Below are 23,010 nucleotides of genomic sequence, written 5' to 3'. Positions count from 1 at the left end.
ACTGTTTCGGAATGAATCTGTTCAAATTTTTTTGCCCGGTACTGTTGGGAGCGTTGGTTTCCTGCGCCGGACGATCCGATTGGCAGAAAGACGCGTCGAATCTGATCGGAGAAGGTCGGTTTTCGCAGCTGGACTCGTTGCTGGAAGAAGCGGAACCCGGCGCGTCGGAACAGGAACTGCGCGCGATCGACTCGCTGCGGGAGGTCATGCGGCGTTTGCGTATCGAATTTTGTTATAACGAAGAACAGATTCTCTCCCGGATCCGGCAGCGGGTGTCCGATACGGTATCTCCGGAGCAGATCCGTCGATGGGAAAAGTCCGGGAAGTTGGAGATGCGGCGGATCGACAGCCGGAAGCGTTACTTCAGCCGTTCGGTAGGCAACCTGATTCTGCTGGCCCCGGAACTGGAAGGATTGCGGCGGATCGACTCGTCGGAGATCGGTTTTCGGGAAAGGCACGCCGCGCGGGTGATTGCGGCGACCGATTCGCTGGGAATGTGTACGAATCCGGTGACGATGACGATTCGCTATACGCTTGTCGTGGAACCGGATGCCGTGCCGGAGGGCGATACGATCCGTTGCTGGCTGCCCTATCCGCAGGAAGGTTTGCCGCGCCAGACCGGTGTCGAACTGATTTCGGCATGGCCTGAGCGGTATGTCGTGGCTCCGAAGGGAACTCCGCAGCGTAGCATTTGTTTCGAACAGCCGGCCCGTCGCGACAGCGCGACCGTTTTCAGGCTCGCGTTCCGGGTGACGACGCGTGCGCAGTATTTCGATCCGGAGGAGCTGTCGAAGCAGGTCGAACCGTACGATACCCTTTCGGAAGTTTATCGCAAATATACGGCCCAGCGTCCGCCGCACCTCGTTTTCAGCGAACGGATCGAACGGAAGGCCCGCGAGTTGGCCGGCGGCGAGACCGATCCGGTGCGGATCGTTTCGCGGATTTACGATTGGATCGACGACATTCCGTGGGCGGGGGCGATCGAGTACGGCGTGATCCCGAATATTCCCGAGTACGTGCTCGATGCCGGACACGGCGACTGCGGACAGGTGAGCCTGCTTCTGATCGCGATGTTGCGCAGCGTCGGGATTCCGGCGCGGTGGGAAAGCGGTTGGATGCTGCATCCGGGACATGTCGGTCTGCACGACTGGGGATCGGTTTATTACGAAGCGTCGGGTGGGTGCCCCTCGATATATCGTTCGGCAAACTGGCTGCGAGCGCCGATCCGGCCGTCCGCGATTTCTATAAAACGGGCATGGACAGCTACCGGCTGGTCGTGAACAGCGATTACGGGTATCCGTTCGATCCTCCGAAACGGCATATGCGTAGCGAGCCGGTGGATTTTCAACGCGGCGAAGCGGAAACTTCGGAGCGCAATCTCTATTTCGACGAGTGGGATTATCACATGGACGTTACATACGAATAGAATGAAGAGGATAACGAAAAAGGTTTTATGGACGGCGGCGCTGACACTGGCCGTTTGGGGCGCGAAAGCGCAATCCGCCGGCGATCTGGTGGAACAGGTGCGCGCGCGGTACGCTCCGGACAAACGGGTGGCGGTCTTCGAGATCGAGGCCGAACAGGTCAACGATACGCTGTATATATTAAAGGGCAAGTGCGACGATCCGGAAGCCGTTCGTGCGCTCCGCGAGCGGTTGAGGCGGGGCGGGGTCGCCTTTGAGGATTATACGACGCTGCTGCCGTCCCGTGCGCTCGGCGACCGGACGCAGGCGCTCGTCACGCTGTCGTCGGTCAACCTGCGCACCGCTCCGGCTCATGCCGCCGAGTTTGCGACCCAGGCGATCCTCGGAACGCCGTTGCGGGTGCTCGACGTGCAGGGCGGCTGGTATCGGGTGCAGACTCCGGACGGTTATATTTCGTGGGTGGACGACGATGCGATCGCACTGAAAACACCCGGTGAGATGGAGTCCTGGCGGATGTCACAGCGGTTTATCTACACCGGATACATCGGATTCGTCTACGCTGGGCCGGACGAGGAGGGTTCCCGGGTTTCCGATCTCGTGCTCGGAACGGTGCTGGAGGTCGATCCGGCGGGTAAGACGAACCGGAAGTTCATTGCCGTCCGGCTGCCGGACGGACGCTCCGGTTATGTGAAACGCAGCGAAACGCAGGATTTTACCGAATGGGCGGCCCGGGAGTTGCGGCCGGACGGCCTGGAACGCACGGCGCGCAGCATGATGGGAGTGCCTTATCTGTGGGGAGGAACTTCGGTCAAAGGGGTCGACTGTTCCGGAATGGTCAAGACGGCCTATTTCGCCAATGGCGTAATCCTGGCGCGGGACGCTTCGCAGCAAGCCCTGACCGGGGAGAAGATCGCGCCCGAAGCGTGGCGGGATTGCCGCAAGGGCGACTTGCTGTTTTTCGGCAACGCGCAGACCGGCCGCGTGACGCATGTGGCGATGTATCTCGGCGACGGAAAATTCATCCATGCTTCGGGGCGCGTCAAGGTCAACAGCATCGACCCGCAAGCGGAGGACTTCGTCGGGTATCCGTGCCTGTCGATCAGCCGGATCGTCGGCCGGATCGGAACGCCCGGTATCGCGCGGGTGGCCGGCCATCCGTGGTATTTCAACCGATAATCCTATCAATCCGATAACCATGAACAGAAGAGACTTTTTGAAGACCACGGCGATGGGGCTCGTTACGGCCGGGGTGGCCGCTTCGCCGCTGCTGGGCGCTTGTGCGGGGAAACCGAAAAAAGGGCGTAGCGGGAAGCTGAATTTGACGTTCGAGCCGTACGATCTGAAGTTGATCCACCCGTTTACCGTGGCGGTCAATACGCGTACGCATACGCCCGACGTACAGGTGCAGCTCGAGTACGACGGCGTGATCGGCTACGGCGAAGCGTCGATGCCGCCTTACCTCGGCGAGACGCAGGAATCGGTCTGCAAATTCCTCGGATCGCTCGATCTCGGCCAGTTCGCCGATCCGTTCCGAATGGACGAAATTCTCGAATACGTCGATTCGGCGGCTCCCGACAACCGGGCGGCGAAAGCGTCGGTCGATATCGCGCTGCACGATCTGACCGGAAAGCTGCTCGGTCAGCCGTGGTATAAGATATGGGGACTCTCGCCGGAGAAAGCTCCCGACACGTCGTTCACGATCGGGATCGATACGGCGGACGTCGTACGCAAGAAAGTGGAGGAGACGTCGCCCTATAACGTCATTAAGGTGAAGATGGGGCTCGACAACGACAAGGAGCTGGTCGAAATCATCCGTTCGGTGACCGATAAGCCGCTGTGCGTCGATGCCAACCAGGGTTGGAAGGATAAGGAGAAGGCGTTGGAGATGATCGAGTGGCTCAGCGAACGCAATACGCTGTTCGTCGAACAGCCGCTGCCGAAAGAGATGATCGACGAGACGGCATGGATTCGGGAGCGAAGCCCGCTGCCGATTATGGCCGACGAGTTTTTACAACGGCTGCCGGACGTCCGGCGTGCCGAGGGGGTGTACGACGGGATCAACATCAAGCTGATGAAGAGTACCGGCCTGCGTGAAGCCTATAAAATGGCGGTGTTGGCCAAGGCGTTGGGAATGAAACTGATGATCGGATGTATGACCGAGACTTCCTGCGCTATAACGGCGGCGGCCCAACTGGCGCCGATGATGGACTGGGCCGACCTGGACGGCAATCTGCTGATTTCGAACGATCGATTTGACGGGGCCCGGATCGTCGATGGGCAGGTAACGCTGCCCGACCGTCCTGGAATCGGGGTCGTTCCGGTTTAGATTTTTTGAAGAGTACGAGTAAGGAATATAATAAATAAAATAAAGGGCGCCGAATTGAGCGCCCTTGGTTTTTACTTTTTGTTTAACGCCTCTCTCAGCAGGCAGTCGACTAAAATCAGATCATTGTCTTCCCCCACTACTTCTTTGGAGAAAAGTTCTTCATCAGCCAGCCTTTCGGCATTAAAACCGTACTCATTGTAACTTTCGTCCATAGGCACAATTTGATTTTGATCGTTTGTACCTATATAACGCCCGGCTCCGGCGATTATTGCCTTTAACTCAAGATTAACTGCTTTTCGTCGATCATTTTGCGCATGTTGATCAGCGCATAGCGCATCCGTCCGAGCGCCGTGTTGATGCTGACGTTGGTCTCGTCGGCTATCTCCTTGAAACTAAGCCCCATGTAGTAGCGCATCAGGACGACTTCTTTTTGTTCGGCCGGCAGGAAATCCACCAGTTTGCGAACATCCTCGGCGATCTGATCGGAGATCATCCGGTCTTCGACCGTCGAATCGGAGAGTTTCCGGTTGTTCAGCAGGTCGTATCCGGCTTCGCCTTCGGAGATGTGGTTTTGCTGTTTTTTCTGTCGGAAATGGTCGATCACCTGATTGTGCGCGATACGCAGTACCCACGAAAGAAATTTTCCGTTTTCGGTGTATCGTCCGTCGTTCACGAAACGGATTACTTTGATAAGAGTTTCCTGGAAAATATCGTCGGCCAGATCCCGGTCCTTGACCATCATGTTGATGTAATCGAAGACCCGTCGCCGGTGCCGGTTGACAAGTACAGTTACAGCATTCTCATTGCCTGACAGATAGACATTAAGCAAATCGTTGTCACTTAACTTCTTCAGATTCATATACTACTCGTTATTAGTTTAGAGTAGATATTCTCGATAGGCAATTCTTTTAAATAATTAGACTTTAGCGTCGCAATATACATAAATTTTTTGAATTCGCAAATTTTTCTACTCAACATGATTTCGATCCTTTTTACAAAAGCTGTGCCATAATTTGATAAACAGCCTGCTGGAAATTTGCGGGAATCAAAAAATCTGCAAAATTTCCGGAAATACGGAATTTGCAGATTCGGGATAAGACGGATCGGGAAAATCCCGGAGCGTTTTGGCCTATTCTTCGGCGTTGTTTTCGTCCAACAAGTTGGATACCAGAATCCGGCCGCAATATTCGCAAACGATGATTTTCTTATTCATCCGGATGTCCAACTGGCGCTGGGGCGGGATGCGGTTGTAACAGCCGCCGCAGGCGTCGCGTTTCACGGTAACGACTGCCAATCCGTTGTGCACGTTTTCGCGGATGCGTTTGTAAGCGGCCAGCAGCCGGCTGTCGATTTTCACGGCGGCGGTTTCCGACTGCACGGCGAGGCTTTCGATCTCTTTGGCCGTCTCCTGGTCGATGCTTTCCAGCTCCGCTTTCTTGGCGGCGAGGTCGATTTTGCGGTCTGCTACGATCGCCTGAGCGTCTTCGATCATTTTTTTCTTGACCTTGCTGTCCGCACTGTATTCCTTGATTTTTTTCTCACACAGTTCGATCTCCAGCTTCTGGTATTCGATCTCCTTGGACAGGGAATCGAACTCCCTATTGTTGCGGACGTTGTCCTGCTGGTGTTCGTATTTGGCGATCAGCGTTTTGGCCTGCTCGATCTCTTCCTTGCGCTGTTTGGTCGAAGCCGTCAGTCCGTCGATCTCGGACGTGATGTTGGCAATGCGGGTTTCGAGACCGGCTATTTCGTCTTCGAGATCCTGCACTTCAAGCGGCAACTCACCCTTGATCTTGTTGATTTCGTCGATTTTCGAGTCGATTTTCTGGAGCTCGTACAACGCGATGATCTTTTCCTCTACGGAATAGTCGTTCGATTCGTTGTTTTTTCTGCTGGATGTCGCCATATCTGTAAGAAATTTCTTAAACTAAATAATTTACCGGGTTTATCGAATGTTCACTCTTGCGAACTGCAAAAGTAGCTATTTTTTTTTGTAATAATATCATGCAAAAGCGCTATTGCGCAATATTCGCTTTCGAAATGTCCTACGTCTGCCGCGACGATCCGTCCGTCCGGAGTGTAGAAATCGTTGTATTTGAAGTCCGACGACAGGTAGAGATCCGCGCCCGCAGCGACGGCGTCTTCGATCATCGAAGCTCCGGCTCCGGTGCACAGCGCTATGCGTGAGACGGTTTCGCGGCACAGGGCGCTGTAACGGATCGCGCCGCAGTTTAACAGTCGTTTGGTCTCTCGCAGAAACTCCAGCGTCGGGCGCGCTCTGCCGGGCAGTTCCCCGACGATGCCGAACCCCGATTCGGGAACTGTTTCCGGATTCGGTTTCAGCGTCCGCATATTTTGCAGTCCGAGCAATTGCCCGAGCCGGAAACTCATACCCCCGTCGGCGCTGTCCAGATTGGTGTGCGCGGCATAGAGCGAGATGCCGGCGATCAGGCAGCGCGCGGCGATCCGTTGCGAAGCGTCGGCCCCGACGATCCGGCGTAACGGGTGGAACAGCAGCGGGTGATGCGACACGATCAGGTTGGCCCTGTGCCCGATCGCTTCGTCGACGACCGTTTCGGTGACGTCCACGCAGATCAGAACGCCCGTCAGTTCGGCGTCCGGGAATCCGATGTTCAGCCGCTGTTGTCGTAGGTTTCCTGCAGTTGCAGCGGAGCGAACTCTTCGATGACGGTTGCTACGTCGCGTATTTTCATGTCGTTCGTTTTATCGGATGGTTAAAACAGCGATTGTTCGACGATTACCGGACGTCGGGGCTGTTCCGGTTCGGGCGTTGCGGTCGGTTCTTCCGTGCGGGCGGCCTCTTCCGGCAGGTCGAAACGCGGCGCGGCGGTCGCCGGCTGCGGCGGGATCGGGATCTCGCGCTGCAAAAACCGCGGTACGGCCGGTCCTTCGACGGATTCCTCGGCGGCGGGCGGCGCGTCCGGCACGGCTGCGGCATCGGCTTGCAGCGACGGTGGCGCGGTCTCCGGCACCGAGGTGTCGATGAAGATTTCGTCGCCGCCCGATTTCAGCTCTTCGCGGACTTCCAGCAGCAGGGCGCGCATACCCTGTAGTTTTTCGATGATCTCGAGGTTGCGCTCCACGCCTTCGCGGTTGTCCCGCAACCGTTTGGCCGCTCCGGCGAGCGTCATCCCGTTCTCTTTGACCAGGTGATAGATCAATTTCAGGTTTTCGACGTCTTTCGGCGTGAACAATCGGTTGCCCTTTTTGTTCTTGTCGGGTTTGAGGATGTCGAATTTCTGTTCCCAGAAACGGATCAGCGACGGATTGACGTCGAACATCTCCGACACCTCCCCCATCGTGTAGTATATTTTGCGGTTTTTGCGCTCCATCGTGTCAAAATATGCGTACCCTTTCGTAGCCCAAGCAAGGTACAAAAAACAAACCTTTTTGTCAATGCCTTTTCCGAATTTCCCGTCAGGCGGAAAGCGGATGCGTGACATTCCGTTCGCAAATCTTGATTATTCTTTCTACATTTGCAGGCACAAATGTAAGCAATAAAACAGAATCCGCAGCCTGTTTGCCGTTTCCGGCGGAGCTTTCGTCCGGGGTGCGCGGCGTGCGGAGTTTATTTTTCAGGATGGATTTTCAGATTACGGGCGAAGTGGTCGGCGGAAACCGGCTCGGCCGCCGGCTCGGTTTCCCGACGGCCAATCTTGCCGTAGGCGAGTCGGTGCCGGCGCGTAACGGCGTGTATGCCGCGCATTTCACGGTGGACGGGAAGGTGTGGCCCGCGATGGTGAATCTCGGGCGTAAGCCGACGGTGGGCAGCGGTTTGGATCGGGTGCTCGAAGCGCATGTGCTCGGGTTCGACGGCGATCTGTACGGTCGCACCGTTACGGTCGACCTGTTGGAATTTGTTCGCAGCGAACGGAAATTCGGGTCTGTCGAAGAGCTTCGGCGGCAGATCGAAGCCGACCGGGCGCAGATCGTCCGGTTTTTCGAAAAGAACGGGAAGAAGAACGATAATCATAAAAAAAATACGGAATATGTTGTTGGATTTGAATTTGCCTTACAAAGTGGCCGACATCGCGTTGGCCGGCTGGGGACGCAAGGAGATCGAGATCGCCGAGAAAGAGATGCCCGGACTGATGGCCGTCCGCCGGAAGTACAGTGCGCAGAAACCGTTGCAGGGGGCCCGCGTGATGGGGTCGCTGCACATGACGATCCAGACGGCCGTGCTGATCGAGACGCTGGTCGAGTTGGGAGCCGACGTGCGGTGGGCCAGTTGCAACATTTTTTCGACGCAGGACCATGCCGCCGCCGCAATCGCCGAGGCCGGCGTGCCGGTGTTCGCCTGGAAGGGCGAAACGCTCGAAGAATACTGGTGGTGTACGGCGATGGCGTTGAGTTTTCCCGGCGGCAAAGGTCCGAATCTGATCGTTGACGACGGCGGCGACGCTACGCTGCTGGTTCATAAGGGATATGCGGCCGAGAACGATCCGAAAACGCTCGATTACGCTCCGTCCAACCATGAAGAGGCGGTGATTCTCGACGTTCTGAAAAAATTGTTGGCCGAGGACAACGGCAAATGGTGCCGCACGGTGGAGGCGTTGAAAGGGGTTTCCGAGGAGACTACGACCGGCGTGCACCGGCTGTATCAGATGCAGGCCCGCGGCGAGCTGCTGTTTCCGGCCATCAACGTGAACGATTCGGTGACCAAAAGCAAGTTCGACAACCTGTACGGTTGCCGCGAATCGCTGGCCGACGGGATCAAACGGGCGACCGACGTGATGATCGCCGGCAAGGTGGTGGTCGTATGCGGTTACGGCGACGTGGGCAAAGGCTGCGCCGCGAGTATGCGTTCTTACGGAGCACGGGTGATCGTGACCGAGATCGACCCGATCTGCGCGTTGCAGGCCGCGATGGAAGGATTCGAGGTGAAGACGGTCGAAGACGCCCTGCCCGAAGGCAATATTTACGTCACGACGACCGGCAACTGCGATATCCTGCGGGTCGAACACATGGAAAAAATGCGCGATCAGGCAATCGTCTGCAACATCGGGCATTTCGACAACGAAATCCAGATGGATAAGTTGAACGCCTACCCGGGGATCGCGCGCACCGAGATCAAACCGCAGGTCGACAAATATACGTTCCCCGACGGACACGCCATTTTCGTGCTGGCCGAAGGGCGTTTGGTCAATCTGGGTTGCGCGACCGGCCATCCGTCGTTCGTGATGAGCAATTCGTTTACGAACCAGACGCTGGCGCAGATCGAGCTGTGGACCGAAAAGATGGAGGTGAACGTTTACCGCCTGCCAAAGCACCTCGACGAAGAGGTGGCTCGGCTGCATCTGGAGAGCCTCGGCGTGCACCTGACCAAACTGACGCAGAAACAGGCCGATTATATCGGCGTGCCGGTCGAAGGTCCTTACAAGGCCGATTTCTACCGGTATTAGGATAAAACGGTATTTCATCGCTCTATCGGAAGCGACTTCTCGGACGGGGAGTCGCTTTTTTGTATATGTGTTTGGATTATAGGAATATTTTTTTAGCCGAGGGAACGGTCTTCAACGGGGTTGGCGGAACCTACCGGCTCGACGGGGATACCTATACCGAAACGATCGATTACGGCTTGCCGGGGATGGTCCGTTTTATCGGGAAACAGGCCGTCTATCAAATCGGCGTAGAGCGGGATACGATGCGGATATCGGGAGTGCTCGACGATCAGATCGAAGTGCGGGAGGTCTGGGTCAGGGTGCTGAAATAACGGAGAAACGGTGCCCGTTTGCAATAAAAAGAGACTGTCGCCGCATTGCGGGGCAGTCTCTTGCGTTTTTCTTCGGAAAATTATTTTACGGGCGTTTTTTTGATGTCTTTGATTCGCAGTTGGGCCGACACGGTGCCCCGGTAGTGGTTCTCGACGACCGAATAGCAGACGTCGATGCATTTGCCCGAACGCACATGCTCGTAATGGGTCGGTTGCTGGAACGCGATGGCCGGGATCGATGTGTTCGGTTTCTGTCCCTGGATCAGGTCCATTTTCAGGTGTTCCTGCTCTGCCCCGACCAACCGGGCGTCGCCGCGGTTGCTGACGCCGCGCGTTACGAATACCGGCGCGTTGTTTTCCGGGCCGAACGGTTGGAAACGGTTCAACGTCGTCCGGAATTTGTGCGTGATGTCGCTGAACAGCAATTCCGAGTCGATCTCCACCTGCGGGATCAGCATTTCGGGATCGATGTGCTCCTCGACATAATCGTTGAACCGCCGCGTGAACTCTTCCACGTTTTCGGGCCGCATCGTCAGGCCTGCCGCATAGATATGTCCTCCGAAATTTTCCAACAGGTCGGCGCACGATTCGACGGCCTGGTACAGGTCGAAGCCCGGCACGCTGCGCGCCGAACCGGTGACGTACCCGTTGCTCATCGTCAGTACGACGGTCGGCCGATAGTAAGTCTCGATTAGCCGGGAGGCCACGATGCCGACGATCCCCTTCATCCATTTCGGATTATAGATCACCGTGCTTTTGCGGTTTTTCAGTTCCGGCCGGCTTTCGATGATCTCGTGGGCTTCCTGTGTGATCGAACGGTCGATGTTCTTGCGGTCCTGATTGCAGGTGTCGATGAAGGCCCCGTATTCGGAGGCGACCTCTTCGTCGCGCGCCACCATCAGGTATACGGCCGAGTGTCCGCCCGACGGAGCGGCGTTCTCGTCGTCGGAATCGACTTCCATGCGGCCCGCCGCGTTGATACGCGGCCCGATCTTGAATACGATGTCGTCGATGGTGATGACATGCTTGTCGAGGCCGCAGATTTTAATGATCGACGAAAGGCCCTTGCCGGGCTTTTCGTTCAGGCGTTTGAGGCCGTAATAGGCCAGAATCCGGTTTTCGCCTACCAGCGGCACGATGTCCGAGGCGATGCTGACGACTACCAGGTCGAGCAGGCATTCCACTTCCGAGAAAGGCAATCCTTTGAACTGACAATACCCCTGTAGCATTTTGAACCCTACGCCGCATCCCGACAGTTCTTTGAACGGATAGTTGCAGTCGGGCCGCTTGGAGTCGAGCACCGCCACCGCTTCGGGAATGGTGTCCCCCGGCAGGTGATGGTCGCAGATGATAAAGTCGATTCCTTTGGTCTTGGCATAGGCGACCTTTTCCGTCGCTTTGATCCCGCAGTCGAGCGCGATGATCAGCCCCACGCCCTTGCGCTGCGCGTAGTCGATCGCTTTGACCGAAATGCCGTAGCCTTCGGTGTAGCGGTCGGGAATGTAGAACAGCAGCGACGAGAGTCCCAGCCGGCGCAGGAACGAATAGACCAGCGCGACGGCGGTCGTTCCGTCTACGTCGTAATCGCCGTAGACCATGATCGGCTCGTTTCGTTTGACGGCTTCGTCGATCCGTTCGACGGCGCGGTCCATATCCTTCATCAGGAACGGATCGTGCAGGTTCTCCAGTTTCGGGTTAAAGAATTGCCATGCTTCCTCTTCGGTTTCGATGCCACGCTGAACAAGTAGGTTGGCAAGCACCGGCGGGATATCGAGCGCGGCGGCCAGCGCGGCCACCTTCGCAGCATCCCCTTGGGGCTTGAGTACCCATCTTTTTTCTGCTGACATAACGTTTTTTATTTATTAATTGCTTATTAATCAAATTTTAATCCGTCCCTGTTTCCCGGGCGACGGGCCCCGGCCCTTCCCGCGTGCCGTCACCGTACCTCGCAGTGGAGCAATTGTCCGAAATGCGCGGCGAATTTGCGGGCGACCTCTTCCAGCGTCGGCCGCATCCCGGTCTCCTTTTCGATCGACGTGACTCCTTTGTCGACGAATCCGCACGGATTGATGTACGAAAAATAGCGCAGGTCGGTCGTTACGTTCAGCGCGAAGCCGTGCATCGTTACGTAACGGGACGCTTTGACTCCGATCGCGCAGATTTTTCGCGCGCGCGGGGAGTCTCCTTCGATCCATACGCCGGTCGCGCCGGCGAGCCGTTCGCCGACGATACCGTATTCGGCGATCGTCCGGATCACGCTCTCCTCGACCGTCCAAATATAATCCTTCAGGTTCGTGCCGAGCCGTTCGAGGTCGAGAATCGGATAGCCGACCAACTGTCCGAGACCGTGGTAGGTGATGTCCCCGCCGCGGTCGGTCTGGAAATAAGTGGCCCCGATCCGTTTCAGGAAACCGTCGTCGACCAGCAGGTTCGACGCGTGTCCACTTTTGCCGAGCGTATAGACGTGCGGGTGTTCGACGAAGAGCAGTACCTGTTCCGCTTGTCCGCCACCGTTTCGTTTGGCGTCCAGCAGGGCGTTGAAGAAGCGTTTCTGCTCTTCCCAGGCTGCGGAGTATTCCGTCCGTCCGACGTATTTGCTGGTAACGGTTTCCATGTTTCGTTTATTTTTTGCTTCCGCAACATTGCATCGCCTTCTCGGCCATGTAGGACGAACGCACCATCGGGCCGCTTTCGACGTAAAGCATACCGCGTCGCAGCGCTTCTTCCTTGTAAGTTGCGAATTTTTCAGGAGTTACGTAATCGGCGACCGGCAGGTGTTTCAGCGTGGGCCGCAGGTATTGGCCGATCGTCATAATCCGGACGCCGTTGGCGACCAGGTCGTCGATCGCAGCGAGCACTTCGTCGTCGGTTTCGCCGAGACCGACCATCAGGCCGCTTTTGGTTCGGCAGCCCGACCGCGCGATATGCGACAAAGTTTTGAGACTGACTTCGTAACGGGCGCGCGAGCGCACCTGCGGAGTCAGCCGGGCGACGGTTTCGACGTTGTGTCCGATAATATCCGGTTTGGCGGCGATCACCGTGTCGATCAGGTCTTCCCGCGCATCGAAGTCGGGAATCAGCAATTCGATCGAAGTATCCGGATTTTCGCGGCGAACGGCCCGTACCGCTTCCGCCCATATTTCGGCTCCGCCGTCGGGCAGATCGTCACGCGTTACGGAAGTGACGACACAATGTTTCAATCCCATCAATCGAACGGAACGGGCGAGTTTCTGCGGCTCATCCGGGTCGAGCGGTAACGGTTTTCCGGTGGCTGTCGCACAGAACTTGCACGAACGGGTACAGATTTCACCCAGGATCATGAAAGTCGCTGTTCTGCGGCTCCAGCATTCGGCTTGGTTGGGGCATCGTCCGCTGCTGCATATCGTATGCAGCCCATGTTCCTGTACGATGCGAGCCACTTCGCCGAAATTACTACTGTTATGGAGCTTGATTTTCAGCCAGTCCGGTTTTTTATGTCGCGTTACCTCATCATGACAATCAGGCATTTTTAATTTTATTTACTTTCCAATTGCTACAAATGTAACGTTTTTTTTCAAAATCGAGCCTGTTTCGGGATAATAAATTGCGACGGAACGTCGGATTCGGGATGATTTTTTATCGTTTGTTTTTGCTGCCGGCGCTTCCTGCCGCGCGAAACGAAAAAACGTTCCCGGATTTCCGGGAACGTTTTTAATATCAGGAAAGTAAAGGATCTTATACGCAGCCCTGGGCCAGCATGGCGTTGGCCACTTTCATGAAGCCGGCGATGTTGGCGCCGTTGACGTAGTTGACGTATCCGTCGGGGCCGGTGCCGTATTTCACGCAGGCGGCGTGGATGTCTTTCATGATCGAGTGCAGTTTCTGGTCGACTTCCTGCGGAGACCATGACAGACGCATCGAGTTCTGCGTCATTTCGAGGCCGGAAGTGGCTACGCCGCCGGCGTTCGACGCCTTGCCCGGCGAGTACAGCAGTTTGTTGTCCAGGAAGGCCTTGATCGCTTCGGGCGTAGAGGGCATGTTGGCGCCTTCGGCAACGCAGAAACAGCCGTTTGCGATCAGCGTTTGGGCCTCGTCGCCGTTCAGTTCGTTCTGCGTGGCGCACGGCATCGCGATGTCGCATTTTACGCTCCACGGACGCTGTCCTTCGTAGTAGGTGGCTTCCGGATATTTTTCAGCGTACTCTTTGATGCGGCCTCGGAAAATGTTTTTCAGTTCCATTACATAGGCCAGCTTATCGGCATCGATGCCTTTCGGGTCGTAGATGTATCCCGACGAATCGGAAAGCGTTACGACCTTGGCGCCGAGCTGGGTCGCCTTTTCGCAGGCGTACTGCGCCACGTTGCCCGATCCGGAAATCGCTACGGTCTTGCCTTTGAAGCTTTCGCCCCGCGTAGCCAGCATCTCCTGGGCGAAGTAGCAGGTGCCGTACCCGGTGGCTTCCGGACGCAGCGGACTGCCGCCCCAGCCGAGGCCCTTGCCGGTCAGCGTGCCGGTAAATTCGTTGCGCAGCCGCTTGTACTGGCCGAACATGAAGCCGATTTCGCGTCCGCCCACGCCGATGTCGCCGGCCGGCACGTCCGTGTTCGCTCCGATGTGACGTTGCAGCTCGGTCATGAACGACTGGCAAAAGCGCATTACTTCGTTATCGGACTTGCCTTTCGGGTTGAAGTCCGAGCCGCCCTTGCCGCCGCCCATCGGCAACGTCGTCAGGCTGTTTTTGAAGGTTTGCTCGAAGGCGAGGAACTTCAGAATGCTCAGGTTTACCGACGAGTGGAAACGGATGCCGCCTTTATAGGGGCCGATCGCGCTGTTCATTTCGACGCGGTAGCCTTTGTTGATCTCGATCTCCCCCTTGTCGTTGAGCCACGGAACGCGGAACATCACGATTCGTTCGGGTTCGGCGATGCGTTCCAGAACTTTCATTTTCTGGAGCACGGGATTTTCGAGGATGTACGGGGCCAGCGATTCTACGACCTCGTGTACGGCCTGGTGAAACTCTTTTTCACCCGGATTTCTGGCGATGATATCGGCCATGAAATCGTCGACATACTTTTGAACGTGTTTTTCCATAGGATTCGGAATTTTATAGAGATTTGTTTTTTCGCACTGTCGGTGTTTGCGACCGTAAAAATAGGTGAATAATATCAGAACGGCAAACGACGATCGGGCATTCGGCCGACGGATCGTACCGGTGTTAAAAATATAACGGTTCGATTCGTTACTAAATGTTTTTTAAATTTCCGGTATTGATTTCAAATGATAAGCCTTTTGCGAAATCTGGCCGAAAATTGTCAGCGGATAAAAAAAAATTATTTTTTTTAAATTACAATTTAACATGCGCGCTGCGACGGGATTTTACGCCGTCCGCATTTTTCGTGCCGGCTATTTCCCGCCGTTCTCTTCGAGAAACCGCCTGCGAATGATCTCGGCGACCGAACTCCCCTTTTGTTTGCTCTCGAGCCACGACAAAATGTCGAGGTAATAAAACGTCCGGCGTTCGAACGGGTGGTGCTCGAGCGGTTTGAGCCGTTCATACAGTTGGCGCAGCTCTTCTTTCAGGTTGGTGGCGTACATCGAGTTGAGCCGTTTGAGGAAGGCCATGATCTCCTGTTGCACCTGGTGCATGTCGTTCATCTTGACCAGGAACAGGCACACCGAGCGCACCTGGTAGTCCAGGTTGTAGTCGATGCCCGCTTCGTAAGAGGCGATCAGGTTCAGGATGCGGGCGTAGCATTGCAGATCGCGGTGGATGCGCGGATCGCGCGTGCTGATGATCCTTCCGAGGTAGTCCATGCACTTGCGGTAGTCGCCGTGTCCGAAATAGAGGCAGGCGATTTTGTAGCAAAGCACCATCCGGTGGTGGATATCCAACTCGGTCCCGTAGTCGCGGATATACCGCTCCACTTCCGGGATCGTCCGGATGCCTTCCGCGAATGTGCCTTCCCAGAAATGCTTGTTGATGCGGTTGACGTAAATGATCTGCTGCCAGATCATCCGGGCGTTGTCGTTGATGGCGGCGATCGAGTCGGCTTCGTCTTCGAAGTCGTCCAATTTCTGGATGAACCGCCGGTAGCTGCGCAGCAGATAGAGTCCGTCAAGCAGCCGGGAGTATCCCCGCAGGTAGAGATCGTACATCAGCTCTTTCATGTGCGGCGCGCTGTCGAACAGCAGTATCCAGCGACAGACGTATTTGTAGCACGTCAGCATATCGTGCCGGATGTAGTTGTACCAGACCTGCGCCTGGTACAGGTATACTTTTTCGGTGAACGAAAGCTGCCGTTCGTCGTCGTATTTCGCCAGCGTCGGGCCGTAGACCTGGACGATCATGTCGAGGTCTTTCTGCGTACGGGCGTATCCCAGTTGCAGGTAGAGCCCGTAGAGCTGCGACCCGCTGTTCGACAGTTCGTTGATGTTTTTGATCCGCGTGCACAATTCGGCGACTTGCCGGCTGACCGTTTCGCTTTTGGCGACCAGTCCGCGGGAGACGCTCAGCGTCCCGAGCCTTTTCTGAAACTCGATGATTTCGATAGCCTGTGTGTACTGTTCGTAGAACAGCGCCTGTTCTTTCGCTTTTTCGAGGATCTTGGTGCTTTGCCGGAACAATCCCTTGTCGTACAGGATGCGGGCGAAGTCGATCTGTTCGCGAAGCTGGATCGGAACCGTGCGTTGCGCGTCGAGCAGCCGGATGCTGACCAGGATCTGTTTGTAGAGGTGCGCCTTCATGTTCGGCAGCTGTTCCTTCTTGATCGGGCAGCGCTGGAGGATTTTCGTTTCGTCGTATTCGTCCAACGCGTCCATGCAGTCGAAAAGCGAAATGAACTTCGCTTCCTGGTTGCCGGACAGGCGGGTGGCGTAGAGTTTGAAGTTGCGCTTCTCCGCCTTGCTCATGCTCCGGATCAGGTCGTATACGGACTCTTGTTTTCCAGTTACGATGTTCATCTTTTTCGGATTTGTAACAAGCAAAATTACGAAAAAATACAGACAAACCGAAATTTAATGGCTATCTTTGTAACGCATTATTCGAACTGAAATTATGTCTGAATCATCATCACGTTACGCGGGACGCGGGGTTTCGTCGTCGAAAGAGGACGTGCACGCTGCGATCAAAAGCATCGACAAGGGGCTTTACCCCAAGGCGTTTTGTAAAATCATTCCGGATTTTCTGTCGGGCGACGACGGGTCGTGTCTCGTCATGCATGCCGACGGAGCCGGCACCAAATCGGCGTTGGCTTACGCTTACTGGCGGGAAACCGGCGACTTGTCGGTGTGGAAAGGCATCGCGCAGGACGCGGTCGTCATGAATACCGACGACCTGCTGTGCGTCGGCGTGACCGACAACATTCTGCTGTCGTCGACCATCGGGCGGAACAAGCACCTGATCCCCGGCGAGGTGATCGCCGCGGTGATCAACGGCACCGAAGAGTTTTTGCAACACTTGCGCGAACTGGGGGTCGGGATCTATTCGACCGGGGGCGAAACGGCCGACGTGGGCGACTTGGTGCGGACGATTATCGTCGACAGCACCGTAACGGCGCGTACCCGGCGCAGCGACGTGATCGACAATGCGAATATCCGCAGCGGCTGTTATATCGTCGGACTCAGTTCGTCGGGACAGGCGACCTACGAGGACGAATACAACGGAGGGATGGGCAGCAACGGATTGACTTCGGCCCGGCACGACGTTTTTGCGAAGATCGTCGGCGAGAAGTATCCGGAAACGTTCGATCCGGAGGTTCCCAAAGATTTGGTTTATACCGGTAAATACCGTTTGACCGATACCGTAAAGGGATGTCCGCTGACGGTTGGCAAACTGGTGCTGTCGCCGACGCGGACGTACGCTCCGGTTGTTCGGGCAATGTTGCAGGAGCACCGCGGCGATATCCGCGGCATGATCCATTGCAGCGGCGGCGGACAAACCAAAATTCTGCATTTTATCGACAAGTTGCACGTGGTCAAGGATAATCTGTTCGAAACGCCGTTGCTGTTCCGGATTATCCAGCGGGAATCGCAGACGCCGTGGCGCGAAATGTACAGCGTGTTCAACATGGGACACCGGATGGAGCTTTACGTCGACAGCGAAGCCGTGGCGGACGACCTGATCCGGATTTCGAAAAGCTTCGGGGTCGATGCGCAGGTCGTCGGTCGTGTCGAAGCGGCCGATAAGGCTTCGGTGACGATTACGCATCAGAACGGGACGTTCGATTATTATAAATAGGACGGGATCCGTTTGAAGAAAACGGCAAGCCGGCTTCCCCCGATCGGGGGAAGCCGGCTTGCTTTTCGGTCGGAAACCACCGGTTTCTTTTTTGGGGCAAAAAAATAAAGGGTCTTCCTGGAAGATCCTTTACTTTTTATCTGTAAGCGTCCGAAAACGCCCGCGATTATTGAGCGGCAGCAGCCGTGTCGGCAGCGGCAGCGGTCGTATCGGCAGCAGCAGCGGCAGCGGCGGCAGCAGCAGCTTCGGCGGCAGCGATCGAATCGGCAGCCTTGGCAGCGGCGATCGAGTCGGCTTTGGCTTTTTCAGCGCCGGCGTTACCGCAAGAAGCGAAAGAAACGCAGGCAGCAACAACTGCGAGCATCATTACAGATTTAGTAAAAGTTTTCATAGTGACAAGAATTAATTGGTTGAATTATTCAGGCGCAAAGGTATAAAAATGATTGGTTATTGGAACAGTTATCCAGTGAAATTTTTGCCGAAAAATGAATTTTCCCGGTAAAAAATTTGGTTTTGTCGGATATTTTTCGTATAACCGAAGCGGCGCCGGGATCGAAAGCCCCGAATATTACTCTTTTGCGGCGGCATTCCCGGCGGAACTGTCGGGGAGAAGCGACTGGCTCTCCTTGAAAGACGACAACGGAATCTCTTCGCGGGCGACGAATGCGCGGTCGAAAGCGTCTTTGATCTTTCCCCACAGGATGGTCGCTTCTTCCGCAGTCAGGCAGTTGCCGACGGTGACCTTGAAATAAGGAGTGTCGTAAGTCATGTCGGCCGGTATGCCCGGATATAACTCCCGAAAGCGGCTGAGCGCATTCTGCCCCGCCGAACGCGCGTTCTGGCTGTTGTCCGAAAAGATGCGTACCCGATATCCGCGTATTTTGACGCCGGACTGGTTCGTCTGCATCGAACTGACGGCCGAAGCGGCCGTGCCGTGCTCGGTAATCTGTATGCGGCTGCCGTAGGAACCGTCCGGTACGGCCAGTTGGTTTTTAAACCCGCCCAGTCCCTGGGCTGCGACCGTGGCTGCGGCAGCGGCGAGCGGCAGCAGGATCGTCATGAACTTTTTCATAGATCGATATTTTGCAGGATGTCGGAAAGCTTGATCCCGAACTGCCTGAGAAAGCGTTCGGTCTCCATATCCTCGATTACGTATTTTTTGCGCATCAGGCCGGCCCGGGCTACGACGACGCCGGAGACGGTCGTTCCTTGGACGCCCCGCGACAGCGTGCTCATTACGCCGATCGCGCCGAGCATACCGCCTTCGAAACGCACGTTGACCGGAACGCGCACCGTGCCGTCGAATTTGCGAGGCAGTTTTACCTTTTCGTCCACCCGGGCCTGAACCAGCGTTCGGTCGCCCTTTTTCAGCGTCAGTTCGGCGCGCGCGACCGTGAGGTTCGTTCCCGATCCGTTCGACGCGCGTACGAACAGGTCGATGGCCGTCTGGGAAGTGCCTACGGACTGGACTTGTACGGATTCGATTCCGTCGTAGGAGAGATCTTCGACCCGTACGCACGAAACGATCGGCAGTATCAGCAGCAGGATAATCAGTTTTTTCATGGGCTTGATTGTTTTTACGTCGATGAAACGGGCTTTTCGGCGCTGTAAATCTGCGCTACGCCGCCGAACAGGTTTTTGAAACGCGCGTTGCGGAAGCCCGCGTCGCGGAGAATTTCGGTGAAGCGTTTCCCGTAGGGAAATTCGCCGACCGATTCGGGCAAGTAGGCGTAGGCCGCGCCGTCTTTCGAGATCATTCCGCCGATCCGGGGCAGCACCCGGAGAAAGTAGAATCCGTAACAGGCTCTGAAGATCCGGTTCTGCGGCATACCGAATTCCAGCACGTAAAGCCTTCCGCCGGGCTTCAGGGCCCGGTACAGGCCGGTCATTCCGCCCGGCAAGTCTTCGAAGTTGCGGACGCCGAACGCTACGGTGGCGGCGTCGAACCTTCCTTCGCCGTATCGGGGCGTCTCGGCGTCTCCCTGCGACAGCCGGATGCGGCCGGAGAGTCCTTTCCGTTCCACCTTTTCGCGGCCGATGGCCAGCATCCGTTCGGAGAGGTCGATGCCGGTGATCTGCGCTGCGGGACACGCTTCGGCCAGCATGATGGCCAGGTCGCCCGTGCCGGTCGCCATATCCAGGATTTCGGCGGGCCGGTGCAGGCGCACCATTCGCACCACCCGGCGGCGCCATCCCCGGTCGATGCCGAGCGACAACAAGTGGTTCAGCAGGTCGTACCGGCGGGCGATCCCGTCGAACATCGTTCGCACCTGTTCTTTTTTGCTTTCCGTCTGGTTATAGGGTTTCATCGTTCGGCACTATTCGAAGCGGATCGTTTTCTCCGGCAAAATTAGTGAAATTATCATCGTCGGCAAAGCCAGCAGCGCTACAATGAACAGGAAGGTCGCGGCATTCAGCAGCGCCAGCCACCCCCAGTCGATGAAAATCGGTACGGTGGTCAGGAAATATCCCTCCTGGCTCAGCGAAATCCATCCGGTGCAGTGCTGTAAGAGACACAGGCCGATGCCGACCACGTTGCCCCAAAACATTCCTTTTATAATGACGAACGACGAGCGGATCACGAACATCTTCTGCAGGGCGCGGTTCCCCATGCCGAGCGCTTTCAGCGTGCCGATCATCGACGTGCGTTCGAGCAGGATGATCAGCAGGGCGGCGATCATGTTGAACAGCGCCACGAGCAGCATCACCGTAATGATGACTCCGGCGTTGACGTTGTGCGCGTCGAGCCAGTCGAAGATCATCGGGAAACGCTCCCGGATGTTGATGACGCGCAACGAGTCGTGTTCGTCTCCCGTCAGGTTGTCGAAAACGACTTGGTAGACGTCGTCCGTAAAAGGCTCCAGCCGTCCGAAATCGGACGTGGCGATTTCGAACCCGGTGATCTGCGTCGAATCCCATCCGTTGAGTCGCTGGACGTTGCGTAGGTCGGTCAGCACCATCATGTGGTCTATTTCGCTGAACTGCGTGTCGTAAATGCCCGCGACCCGGAAGAGGTCGCGCCGCGGCGGATCCTGGATGAACAGCATTTCCAGCGGATCCCCGACCGAAACTTCGAGCAGGTCCGCCAGCGAACGGGAGACCGCGATATCCTTGGTGCGGACGCCGCTTTGCACGTCGGGCAGTTCGCCCTCCACGAGGTTTTGTCGGAAAAACGACCAGTCGTACGTGCTGTCCACTCCCTTCAGTACGACGCCCTGCATCGCGCGTTCTCCGCGCGGAATGCCGATCGTGACGGCATAGGGATACATTCCCGAAAAATTCCGCACGCTGCGGATTTGCGACAGGAACGGCTGGTTTTTCGAAATGGGAACCGTTTCGTACGAAACGTTCCCGTCGAGGTTGACGATCTGAACATGGGAGCCGAATCCGCTCAGTTTCGCGGCGATCTCTCGCTTGAATCCGAAAATCACGCTGAGCGATATGATCATTACGGCGATGCCGATCGCGACGCTCAGCGTGGCGATGCGCACCATCACGTTGTTTTTGCGCCCGCCGGTTTGCGTCGCGATTCGCCGCGCCAGGAAATATTCGAGGTTCAGTCTGCCCATATCCGCCGTAAAATAGTTTAAAAGCTACAAAGTAACGTAAAATTTCGTATTTTTGCATATAATCGGGAGGTTGGTTTTTGCGCCTGCGCGCAGAACGGGCGAAAAAACGCTACCGTATTAATAAAATGCCGTTATGGAAAAGACAGCTTTGGTTACCGGCGCTTCCTCGGGAATAGGGACTGCCACCGCCCGCGCACTGGCGCGGCTGGGGTACGACCTCGTAATCACCGGGAGGCGCACCGACCGTTTGCAGAAACTCAACGACGAACTGGAAAGAGAGTACGGCGTGAAAGTGCATGTGCTGGGATTCGACATCCGGGACCGTTTTCAGACCGAAGGCGCGCTGAGCGCGTTGCCCGACCGTTTCCGGGAAGTGGACCTGCTGGTCAACAATGCGGGACTGGCGTCCGGTTTCGAGCACCTCGACGAGGGCGACCCGCACGACTGGGAACGGATGATCGACACGAACGTCAAAGGGTTGCTGTACGTGACCCGCGTCGTGTCGGGGTGGATGATCCGGCGCGGCAAGGGAGGGCATATCGTCAACCTCGGTTCGATCGCCGGAACGCAGGCTTATGAGAACGGAGCCGTTTACTGTGCTTCGAAGCATGCCGTGCACGCGCTTTCACAGGGGATGCGGATGGATTTCCTGAGTCACGGGATCAAAGTGACCGAGATCCGTCCCGGTATGGTCGATACCGAATTTTCGACGGTGCGTTTCCACGGGGATAAGAAACGGGCCGCGGAGGTGTACCGCGGCGTCGAACCGCTGACCGGCGACGACATTGCCGGGATCGTCGCATGGGTCGTTTCGCTGCCGCCGCACGTCAATATCAACGACATCGAGGTAATGCCGTCGCAGCAGGCCAATGCCTATATGACTTTCCGGAAACAGGAATCCGAAACAACGTAATAAAGCGCGAGCAAAAACGTTTTATTCTTAAAAACAGATCATAAGTTGAAACCGCACGTCTTGCAGCGTGCACAAAGAAAAAAGTTGAAAAATGTATTTAGGACCAATCAATGCGGAATGGGTGTTGCTGATCGTTATTGCGATCGTCGGTTTTATCGTGCAGGCGAAGCTCCAATCGGTTTTTAAAAAGTATTCCAAAGTGATGTTTCCCGGCGGTCTGACCGGTAAGGACGTGGCCGAACGGATGCTGCACGACAACGGGATTTACGACGTGAAGGTGGTTTCGACGCCGGGGCACCTGACCGATCACTACAATCCGGCCACGAAGACCGTCAATCTCAGCGAGTCGGTTTATAGCAGCAACAGTGTGGCCGCGGCGGCGGTAGCCGCCCACGAGTGCGGCCATGCCGTGCAGCACGCCCGCGAGTACGCTCCGCTGAAAATGCGTTCGGCGCTGGTGCCGGTGGTTAGTTTTTCGTCGCAGTGGGCGATGTGGGTGATTATTGCCGGAATGTTGCTGCTGAATACCTATCCGGCGCTGTTTTGGATCGGGATCGGTATGATCGCCGTATCGGCCGTTTTCAGTCTCATCACCCTGCCGGTCGAGTACAATGCTTCGGCTCGCGCGATGGAATGGCTGACCGGCAGCTACACGTTGAAGGGCGAACAGGCCGCGCAGGCGAAAGAGGCGTTGGCATGGGCGGCGCGCACCTATTTGGTCGCGGCTCTGTCGGCGGTCGTGACGCTGATCTACTATATCGGGATCGCCCGAAGGCAGTAAGATTTTCGATCGCATGAATCGATAAGGGACGTTTGAACGTCCTAACTT

General features: G+C 56.3%; 24 protein-coding genes and 1 pseudogene. 10 read left to right on the top strand and 15 right to left on the bottom strand.

The window, feature by feature from the left end; genetic code table 11:
* Positions 1-11: 11 nt before the first annotated feature.
* Genes DW082_RS07575 through DW082_RS07565 form a run of 4 tightly spaced genes read left to right on the top strand, consistent with a single transcriptional unit; the run spans position 12 to position 3,750 of the window.
* The gene (locus DW082_RS07575; RefSeq protein WP_118458084.1) at positions 12-1,280 is read left to right on the top strand and encodes a transglutaminase domain-containing protein; all 1,269 of its coding nucleotides are present in this window, start codon (positions 12-14) and stop codon (positions 1,278-1,280) included.
* A complete protein-coding gene (locus tag DW082_RS14300) occupies positions 1,256-1,426 on the top strand; it encodes a hypothetical protein (protein WP_182424125.1) in 171 nt (56 codons plus the stop codon). Before DW082_RS07575 ends, DW082_RS14300 begins: the two co-directional genes overlap by 25 nt.
* Position 1,427: 1 nt before the next feature.
* On the top strand, positions 1,428-2,600 hold the full coding sequence (locus DW082_RS07570; protein WP_101573625.1) for a C40 family peptidase: 1,173 nt from the start codon (positions 1,428-1,430) through the stop codon (positions 2,598-2,600).
* Between the two features lie 19 nt (positions 2,601-2,619).
* Positions 2,620-3,750: an enolase C-terminal domain-like protein gene (locus DW082_RS07565; protein WP_101573623.1), complete on the top strand. Its 1,131-nt coding sequence runs from the start codon at positions 2,620-2,622 to the stop codon at positions 3,748-3,750.
* Positions 3,751-3,821: 71 nt separating this feature from the next.
* On the opposite strand, the gene DW082_RS14515 is transcribed toward DW082_RS07565, so the two are convergent.
* The 5 genes from DW082_RS14515 to DW082_RS14715 form a co-directional block, all read right to left on the bottom strand.
* Positions 3,822-3,962 carry a hypothetical protein gene (locus DW082_RS14515; RefSeq protein WP_153497722.1) on the bottom strand — a complete coding sequence of 47 codons (141 nt, stop codon included), beginning with the start codon at positions 3,960-3,962 and terminating at the stop codon, positions 3,822-3,824.
* 62 nt (positions 3,963-4,024) lie between these two features.
* Positions 4,025-4,609 carry an RNA polymerase sigma factor gene (locus DW082_RS07560; RefSeq protein ID WP_055202974.1) on the bottom strand — a complete coding sequence of 195 codons (585 nt, stop codon included), beginning with the start codon at positions 4,607-4,609 and terminating at the stop codon, positions 4,025-4,027.
* A 270-nt stretch (positions 4,610-4,879) separates the two neighbouring features.
* Positions 4,880-5,656, bottom strand: coding sequence for a zinc ribbon domain-containing protein (locus DW082_RS07555; RefSeq protein ID WP_055202976.1), 777 nt, complete (start codon positions 5,654-5,656; stop codon positions 4,880-4,882).
* A 50-nt stretch (positions 5,657-5,706) separates the two neighbouring features.
* Positions 5,707-6,339, bottom strand: coding sequence for a Nif3-like dinuclear metal center hexameric protein (locus tag DW082_RS07550; protein ID WP_310648308.1), 633 nt, complete (start codon positions 6,337-6,339; stop codon positions 5,707-5,709).
* 146 nt (positions 6,340-6,485) lie between these two features.
* A complete protein-coding gene (locus tag DW082_RS14715) occupies positions 6,486-7,148 on the bottom strand; it encodes a MerR family transcriptional regulator (protein ID WP_409049076.1) in 663 nt (220 codons plus the stop codon).
* A 203-nt stretch (positions 7,149-7,351) separates the two neighbouring features.
* On the opposite strand from DW082_RS14715, the pseudogene DW082_RS07540 reads away from it, so the two are divergent.
* From DW082_RS07540 to DW082_RS07530, 3 genes and pseudogenes are all read left to right on the top strand, one after another.
* Positions 7,352-7,651: pseudogene (locus DW082_RS07540) on the top strand (riboflavin kinase); the annotation flags it as partial.
* A 109-nt stretch (positions 7,652-7,760) separates the two neighbouring features.
* Positions 7,761-9,173, top strand: coding sequence for an adenosylhomocysteinase (gene ahcY, locus DW082_RS07535; protein ID WP_118458082.1), 1,413 nt, complete (start codon positions 7,761-7,763; stop codon positions 9,171-9,173).
* Positions 9,174-9,238: 65 nt separating this feature from the next.
* The gene (locus DW082_RS07530; RefSeq protein WP_118458080.1) at positions 9,239-9,484 is read left to right on the top strand and encodes a hypothetical protein; all 246 of its coding nucleotides are present in this window, start codon (positions 9,239-9,241) and stop codon (positions 9,482-9,484) included.
* Between the two features lie 80 nt (positions 9,485-9,564).
* Here the strand turns inward: DW082_RS07530 and recJ are convergent, their stop codons facing one another.
* The 5 genes from recJ to DW082_RS07505 all read right to left on the bottom strand — a co-directional run bounded on the left by recJ (position 9,565) and on the right by DW082_RS07505 (position 16,423).
* Positions 9,565-11,331 carry a single-stranded-DNA-specific exonuclease RecJ gene (gene recJ, locus DW082_RS07525; RefSeq protein WP_055202984.1) on the bottom strand — a complete coding sequence of 589 codons (1,767 nt, stop codon included), beginning with the start codon at positions 11,329-11,331 and terminating at the stop codon, positions 9,565-9,567.
* 89 nt (positions 11,332-11,420) lie between these two features.
* Positions 11,421-12,098, bottom strand: coding sequence for a lipoyl(octanoyl) transferase LipB (gene lipB / locus DW082_RS07520; RefSeq protein ID WP_118458078.1), 678 nt, complete (start codon positions 12,096-12,098; stop codon positions 11,421-11,423).
* Between the two features lie 7 nt (positions 12,099-12,105).
* Positions 12,106-12,990, bottom strand: a complete 885-nt coding sequence (gene lipA / locus DW082_RS07515; RefSeq protein WP_118458076.1) for a lipoyl synthase — start codon at positions 12,988-12,990, stop codon at positions 12,106-12,108.
* A gap of 208 nt (positions 12,991-13,198) precedes the next feature.
* Positions 13,199-14,554, bottom strand: coding sequence for an NADP-specific glutamate dehydrogenase (gene gdhA / locus DW082_RS07510; RefSeq protein ID WP_055202990.1), 1,356 nt, complete (start codon positions 14,552-14,554; stop codon positions 13,199-13,201).
* Positions 14,555-14,866: 312 nt separating this feature from the next.
* Positions 14,867-16,423, bottom strand: coding sequence for a hypothetical protein (locus DW082_RS07505; RefSeq protein ID WP_055202992.1), 1,557 nt, complete (start codon positions 16,421-16,423; stop codon positions 14,867-14,869).
* A 94-nt stretch (positions 16,424-16,517) separates the two neighbouring features.
* On the opposite strand from DW082_RS07505, the gene DW082_RS07500 reads away from it, so the two are divergent.
* Entirely contained in the window at positions 16,518-17,699 is a 1,182-nt protein-coding gene (locus tag DW082_RS07500) for an AIR synthase related protein (protein WP_055202994.1), read from the top strand.
* Between the two features lie 166 nt (positions 17,700-17,865).
* On the opposite strand, the gene DW082_RS07495 is transcribed toward DW082_RS07500, so the two are convergent.
* The 5 genes from DW082_RS07495 to DW082_RS07475 form a co-directional block, all read right to left on the bottom strand.
* On the bottom strand, positions 17,866-18,066 hold the full coding sequence (locus DW082_RS07495; protein ID WP_101573681.1) for a hypothetical protein: 201 nt from the start codon (positions 18,064-18,066) through the stop codon (positions 17,866-17,868).
* 201 nt (positions 18,067-18,267) lie between these two features.
* Positions 18,268-18,771 (bottom strand): hypothetical protein, encoded by a 504-nt coding sequence (locus DW082_RS07490; RefSeq protein ID WP_118458074.1) that lies wholly within the window; start codon positions 18,769-18,771, stop codon positions 18,268-18,270.
* On the bottom strand, positions 18,768-19,262 hold the full coding sequence (locus DW082_RS07485; RefSeq protein WP_118458072.1) for a hypothetical protein: 495 nt from the start codon (positions 19,260-19,262) through the stop codon (positions 18,768-18,770). The genes DW082_RS07490 and DW082_RS07485 overlap by 4 nt, the downstream gene beginning before the upstream one ends.
* A 14-nt stretch (positions 19,263-19,276) precedes the next feature.
* Positions 19,277-20,008, bottom strand: coding sequence for a bifunctional demethylmenaquinone methyltransferase/2-methoxy-6-polyprenyl-1,4-benzoquinol methylase UbiE (ubiE, locus tag DW082_RS07480; RefSeq protein ID WP_101573607.1), 732 nt, complete (start codon positions 20,006-20,008; stop codon positions 19,277-19,279).
* Positions 20,009-20,017: 9 nt separating this feature from the next.
* Positions 20,018-21,268 carry an FtsX-like permease family protein gene (locus DW082_RS07475; RefSeq protein ID WP_101573605.1) on the bottom strand — a complete coding sequence of 417 codons (1,251 nt, stop codon included), beginning with the start codon at positions 21,266-21,268 and terminating at the stop codon, positions 20,018-20,020.
* Positions 21,269-21,401: 133 nt separating this feature from the next.
* On the opposite strand from DW082_RS07475, the gene DW082_RS07470 reads away from it, so the two are divergent.
* Together DW082_RS07470 and DW082_RS07465 are read left to right on the top strand one after the other, a co-directional pair.
* Positions 21,402-22,181 carry an SDR family NAD(P)-dependent oxidoreductase gene (locus DW082_RS07470; protein ID WP_118458070.1) on the top strand — a complete coding sequence of 260 codons (780 nt, stop codon included), beginning with the start codon at positions 21,402-21,404 and terminating at the stop codon, positions 22,179-22,181.
* Positions 22,182-22,272: 91 nt separating this feature from the next.
* Positions 22,273-22,962 (top strand): zinc metallopeptidase, encoded by a 690-nt coding sequence (locus DW082_RS07465; protein ID WP_101573601.1) that lies wholly within the window; start codon positions 22,273-22,275, stop codon positions 22,960-22,962.
* Positions 22,963-23,010 lie beyond the last annotated feature (48 nt).

The organism is Alistipes sp. AF48-12 (assembly GCF_003477565.1).
Lineage (GTDB): Bacteria > Bacteroidota > Bacteroidia > Bacteroidales > Rikenellaceae > Alistipes_A > Alistipes_A hominis.
Note: the sequence above shows the minus strand (reverse complement) of the source record. Positions and strands in the feature narration are given on the sequence as shown.

Excerpts from the sequence above, each read along its gene's own strand:
- ubiE (WP_101573607.1), bottom strand. The coding sequence starts at position 20,008 with ATGAAACCCTATAACCAGACGGAAAGCAAAAAAGAACAGGTGCGAACG.
- lipA (WP_118458076.1), bottom strand. The coding sequence starts at position 12,990 with ATGCCTGATTGTCATGATGAGGTAACGCGACATAAAAAACCGGACTGG.
- DW082_RS07560 (WP_055202974.1), bottom strand. The coding sequence starts at position 4,609 with ATGAATCTGAAGAAGTTAAGTGACAACGATTTGCTTAATGTCTATCTG.
- DW082_RS07490 (WP_118458074.1), bottom strand. The coding sequence starts at position 18,771 with ATGAAAAAGTTCATGACGATCCTGCTGCCGCTCGCCGCTGCCGCAGCC.
- DW082_RS07495 (WP_101573681.1), bottom strand. The coding sequence starts at position 18,066 with ATGATGCTCGCAGTTGTTGCTGCCTGCGTTTCTTTCGCTTCTTGCGGT.
- DW082_RS14300 (WP_182424125.1), top strand. The coding sequence starts at position 1,256 with ATGGACAGCTACCGGCTGGTCGTGAACAGCGATTACGGGTATCCGTTC.
- gdhA (WP_055202990.1), bottom strand. The coding sequence starts at position 14,554 with ATGGAAAAACACGTTCAAAAGTATGTCGACGATTTCATGGCCGATATC.
- DW082_RS07500 (WP_055202994.1), top strand. The coding sequence starts at position 16,518 with ATGTCTGAATCATCATCACGTTACGCGGGACGCGGGGTTTCGTCGTCG.
- DW082_RS07575 (WP_118458084.1), top strand. The coding sequence starts at position 12 with ATGAATCTGTTCAAATTTTTTTGCCCGGTACTGTTGGGAGCGTTGGTT.
- DW082_RS14515 (WP_153497722.1), bottom strand. The coding sequence starts at position 3,962 with ATGGACGAAAGTTACAATGAGTACGGTTTTAATGCCGAAAGGCTGGCT.
- DW082_RS07530 (WP_118458080.1), top strand. The coding sequence starts at position 9,239 with ATGTGTTTGGATTATAGGAATATTTTTTTAGCCGAGGGAACGGTCTTC.
- DW082_RS07570 (WP_101573625.1), top strand. The coding sequence starts at position 1,428 with ATGAAGAGGATAACGAAAAAGGTTTTATGGACGGCGGCGCTGACACTG.
- DW082_RS07470 (WP_118458070.1), top strand. The coding sequence starts at position 21,402 with ATGGAAAAGACAGCTTTGGTTACCGGCGCTTCCTCGGGAATAGGGACT.
- DW082_RS07505 (WP_055202992.1), bottom strand. The coding sequence starts at position 16,423 with ATGAACATCGTAACTGGAAAACAAGAGTCCGTATACGACCTGATCCGG.
- DW082_RS07465 (WP_101573601.1), top strand. The coding sequence starts at position 22,273 with ATGTATTTAGGACCAATCAATGCGGAATGGGTGTTGCTGATCGTTATT.
- DW082_RS07565 (WP_101573623.1), top strand. The coding sequence starts at position 2,620 with ATGAACAGAAGAGACTTTTTGAAGACCACGGCGATGGGGCTCGTTACG.
- recJ (WP_055202984.1), bottom strand. The coding sequence starts at position 11,331 with ATGTCAGCAGAAAAAAGATGGGTACTCAAGCCCCAAGGGGATGCTGCG.
- DW082_RS07485 (WP_118458072.1), bottom strand. The coding sequence starts at position 19,262 with ATGAAAAAACTGATTATCCTGCTGCTGATACTGCCGATCGTTTCGTGC.
- ahcY (WP_118458082.1), top strand. The coding sequence starts at position 7,761 with ATGTTGTTGGATTTGAATTTGCCTTACAAAGTGGCCGACATCGCGTTG.
- DW082_RS07555 (WP_055202976.1), bottom strand. The coding sequence starts at position 5,656 with ATGGCGACATCCAGCAGAAAAAACAACGAATCGAACGACTATTCCGTA.
- DW082_RS07475 (WP_101573605.1), bottom strand. The coding sequence starts at position 21,268 with ATGGGCAGACTGAACCTCGAATATTTCCTGGCGCGGCGAATCGCGACG.
- lipB (WP_118458078.1), bottom strand. The coding sequence starts at position 12,098 with ATGGAAACCGTTACCAGCAAATACGTCGGACGGACGGAATACTCCGCA.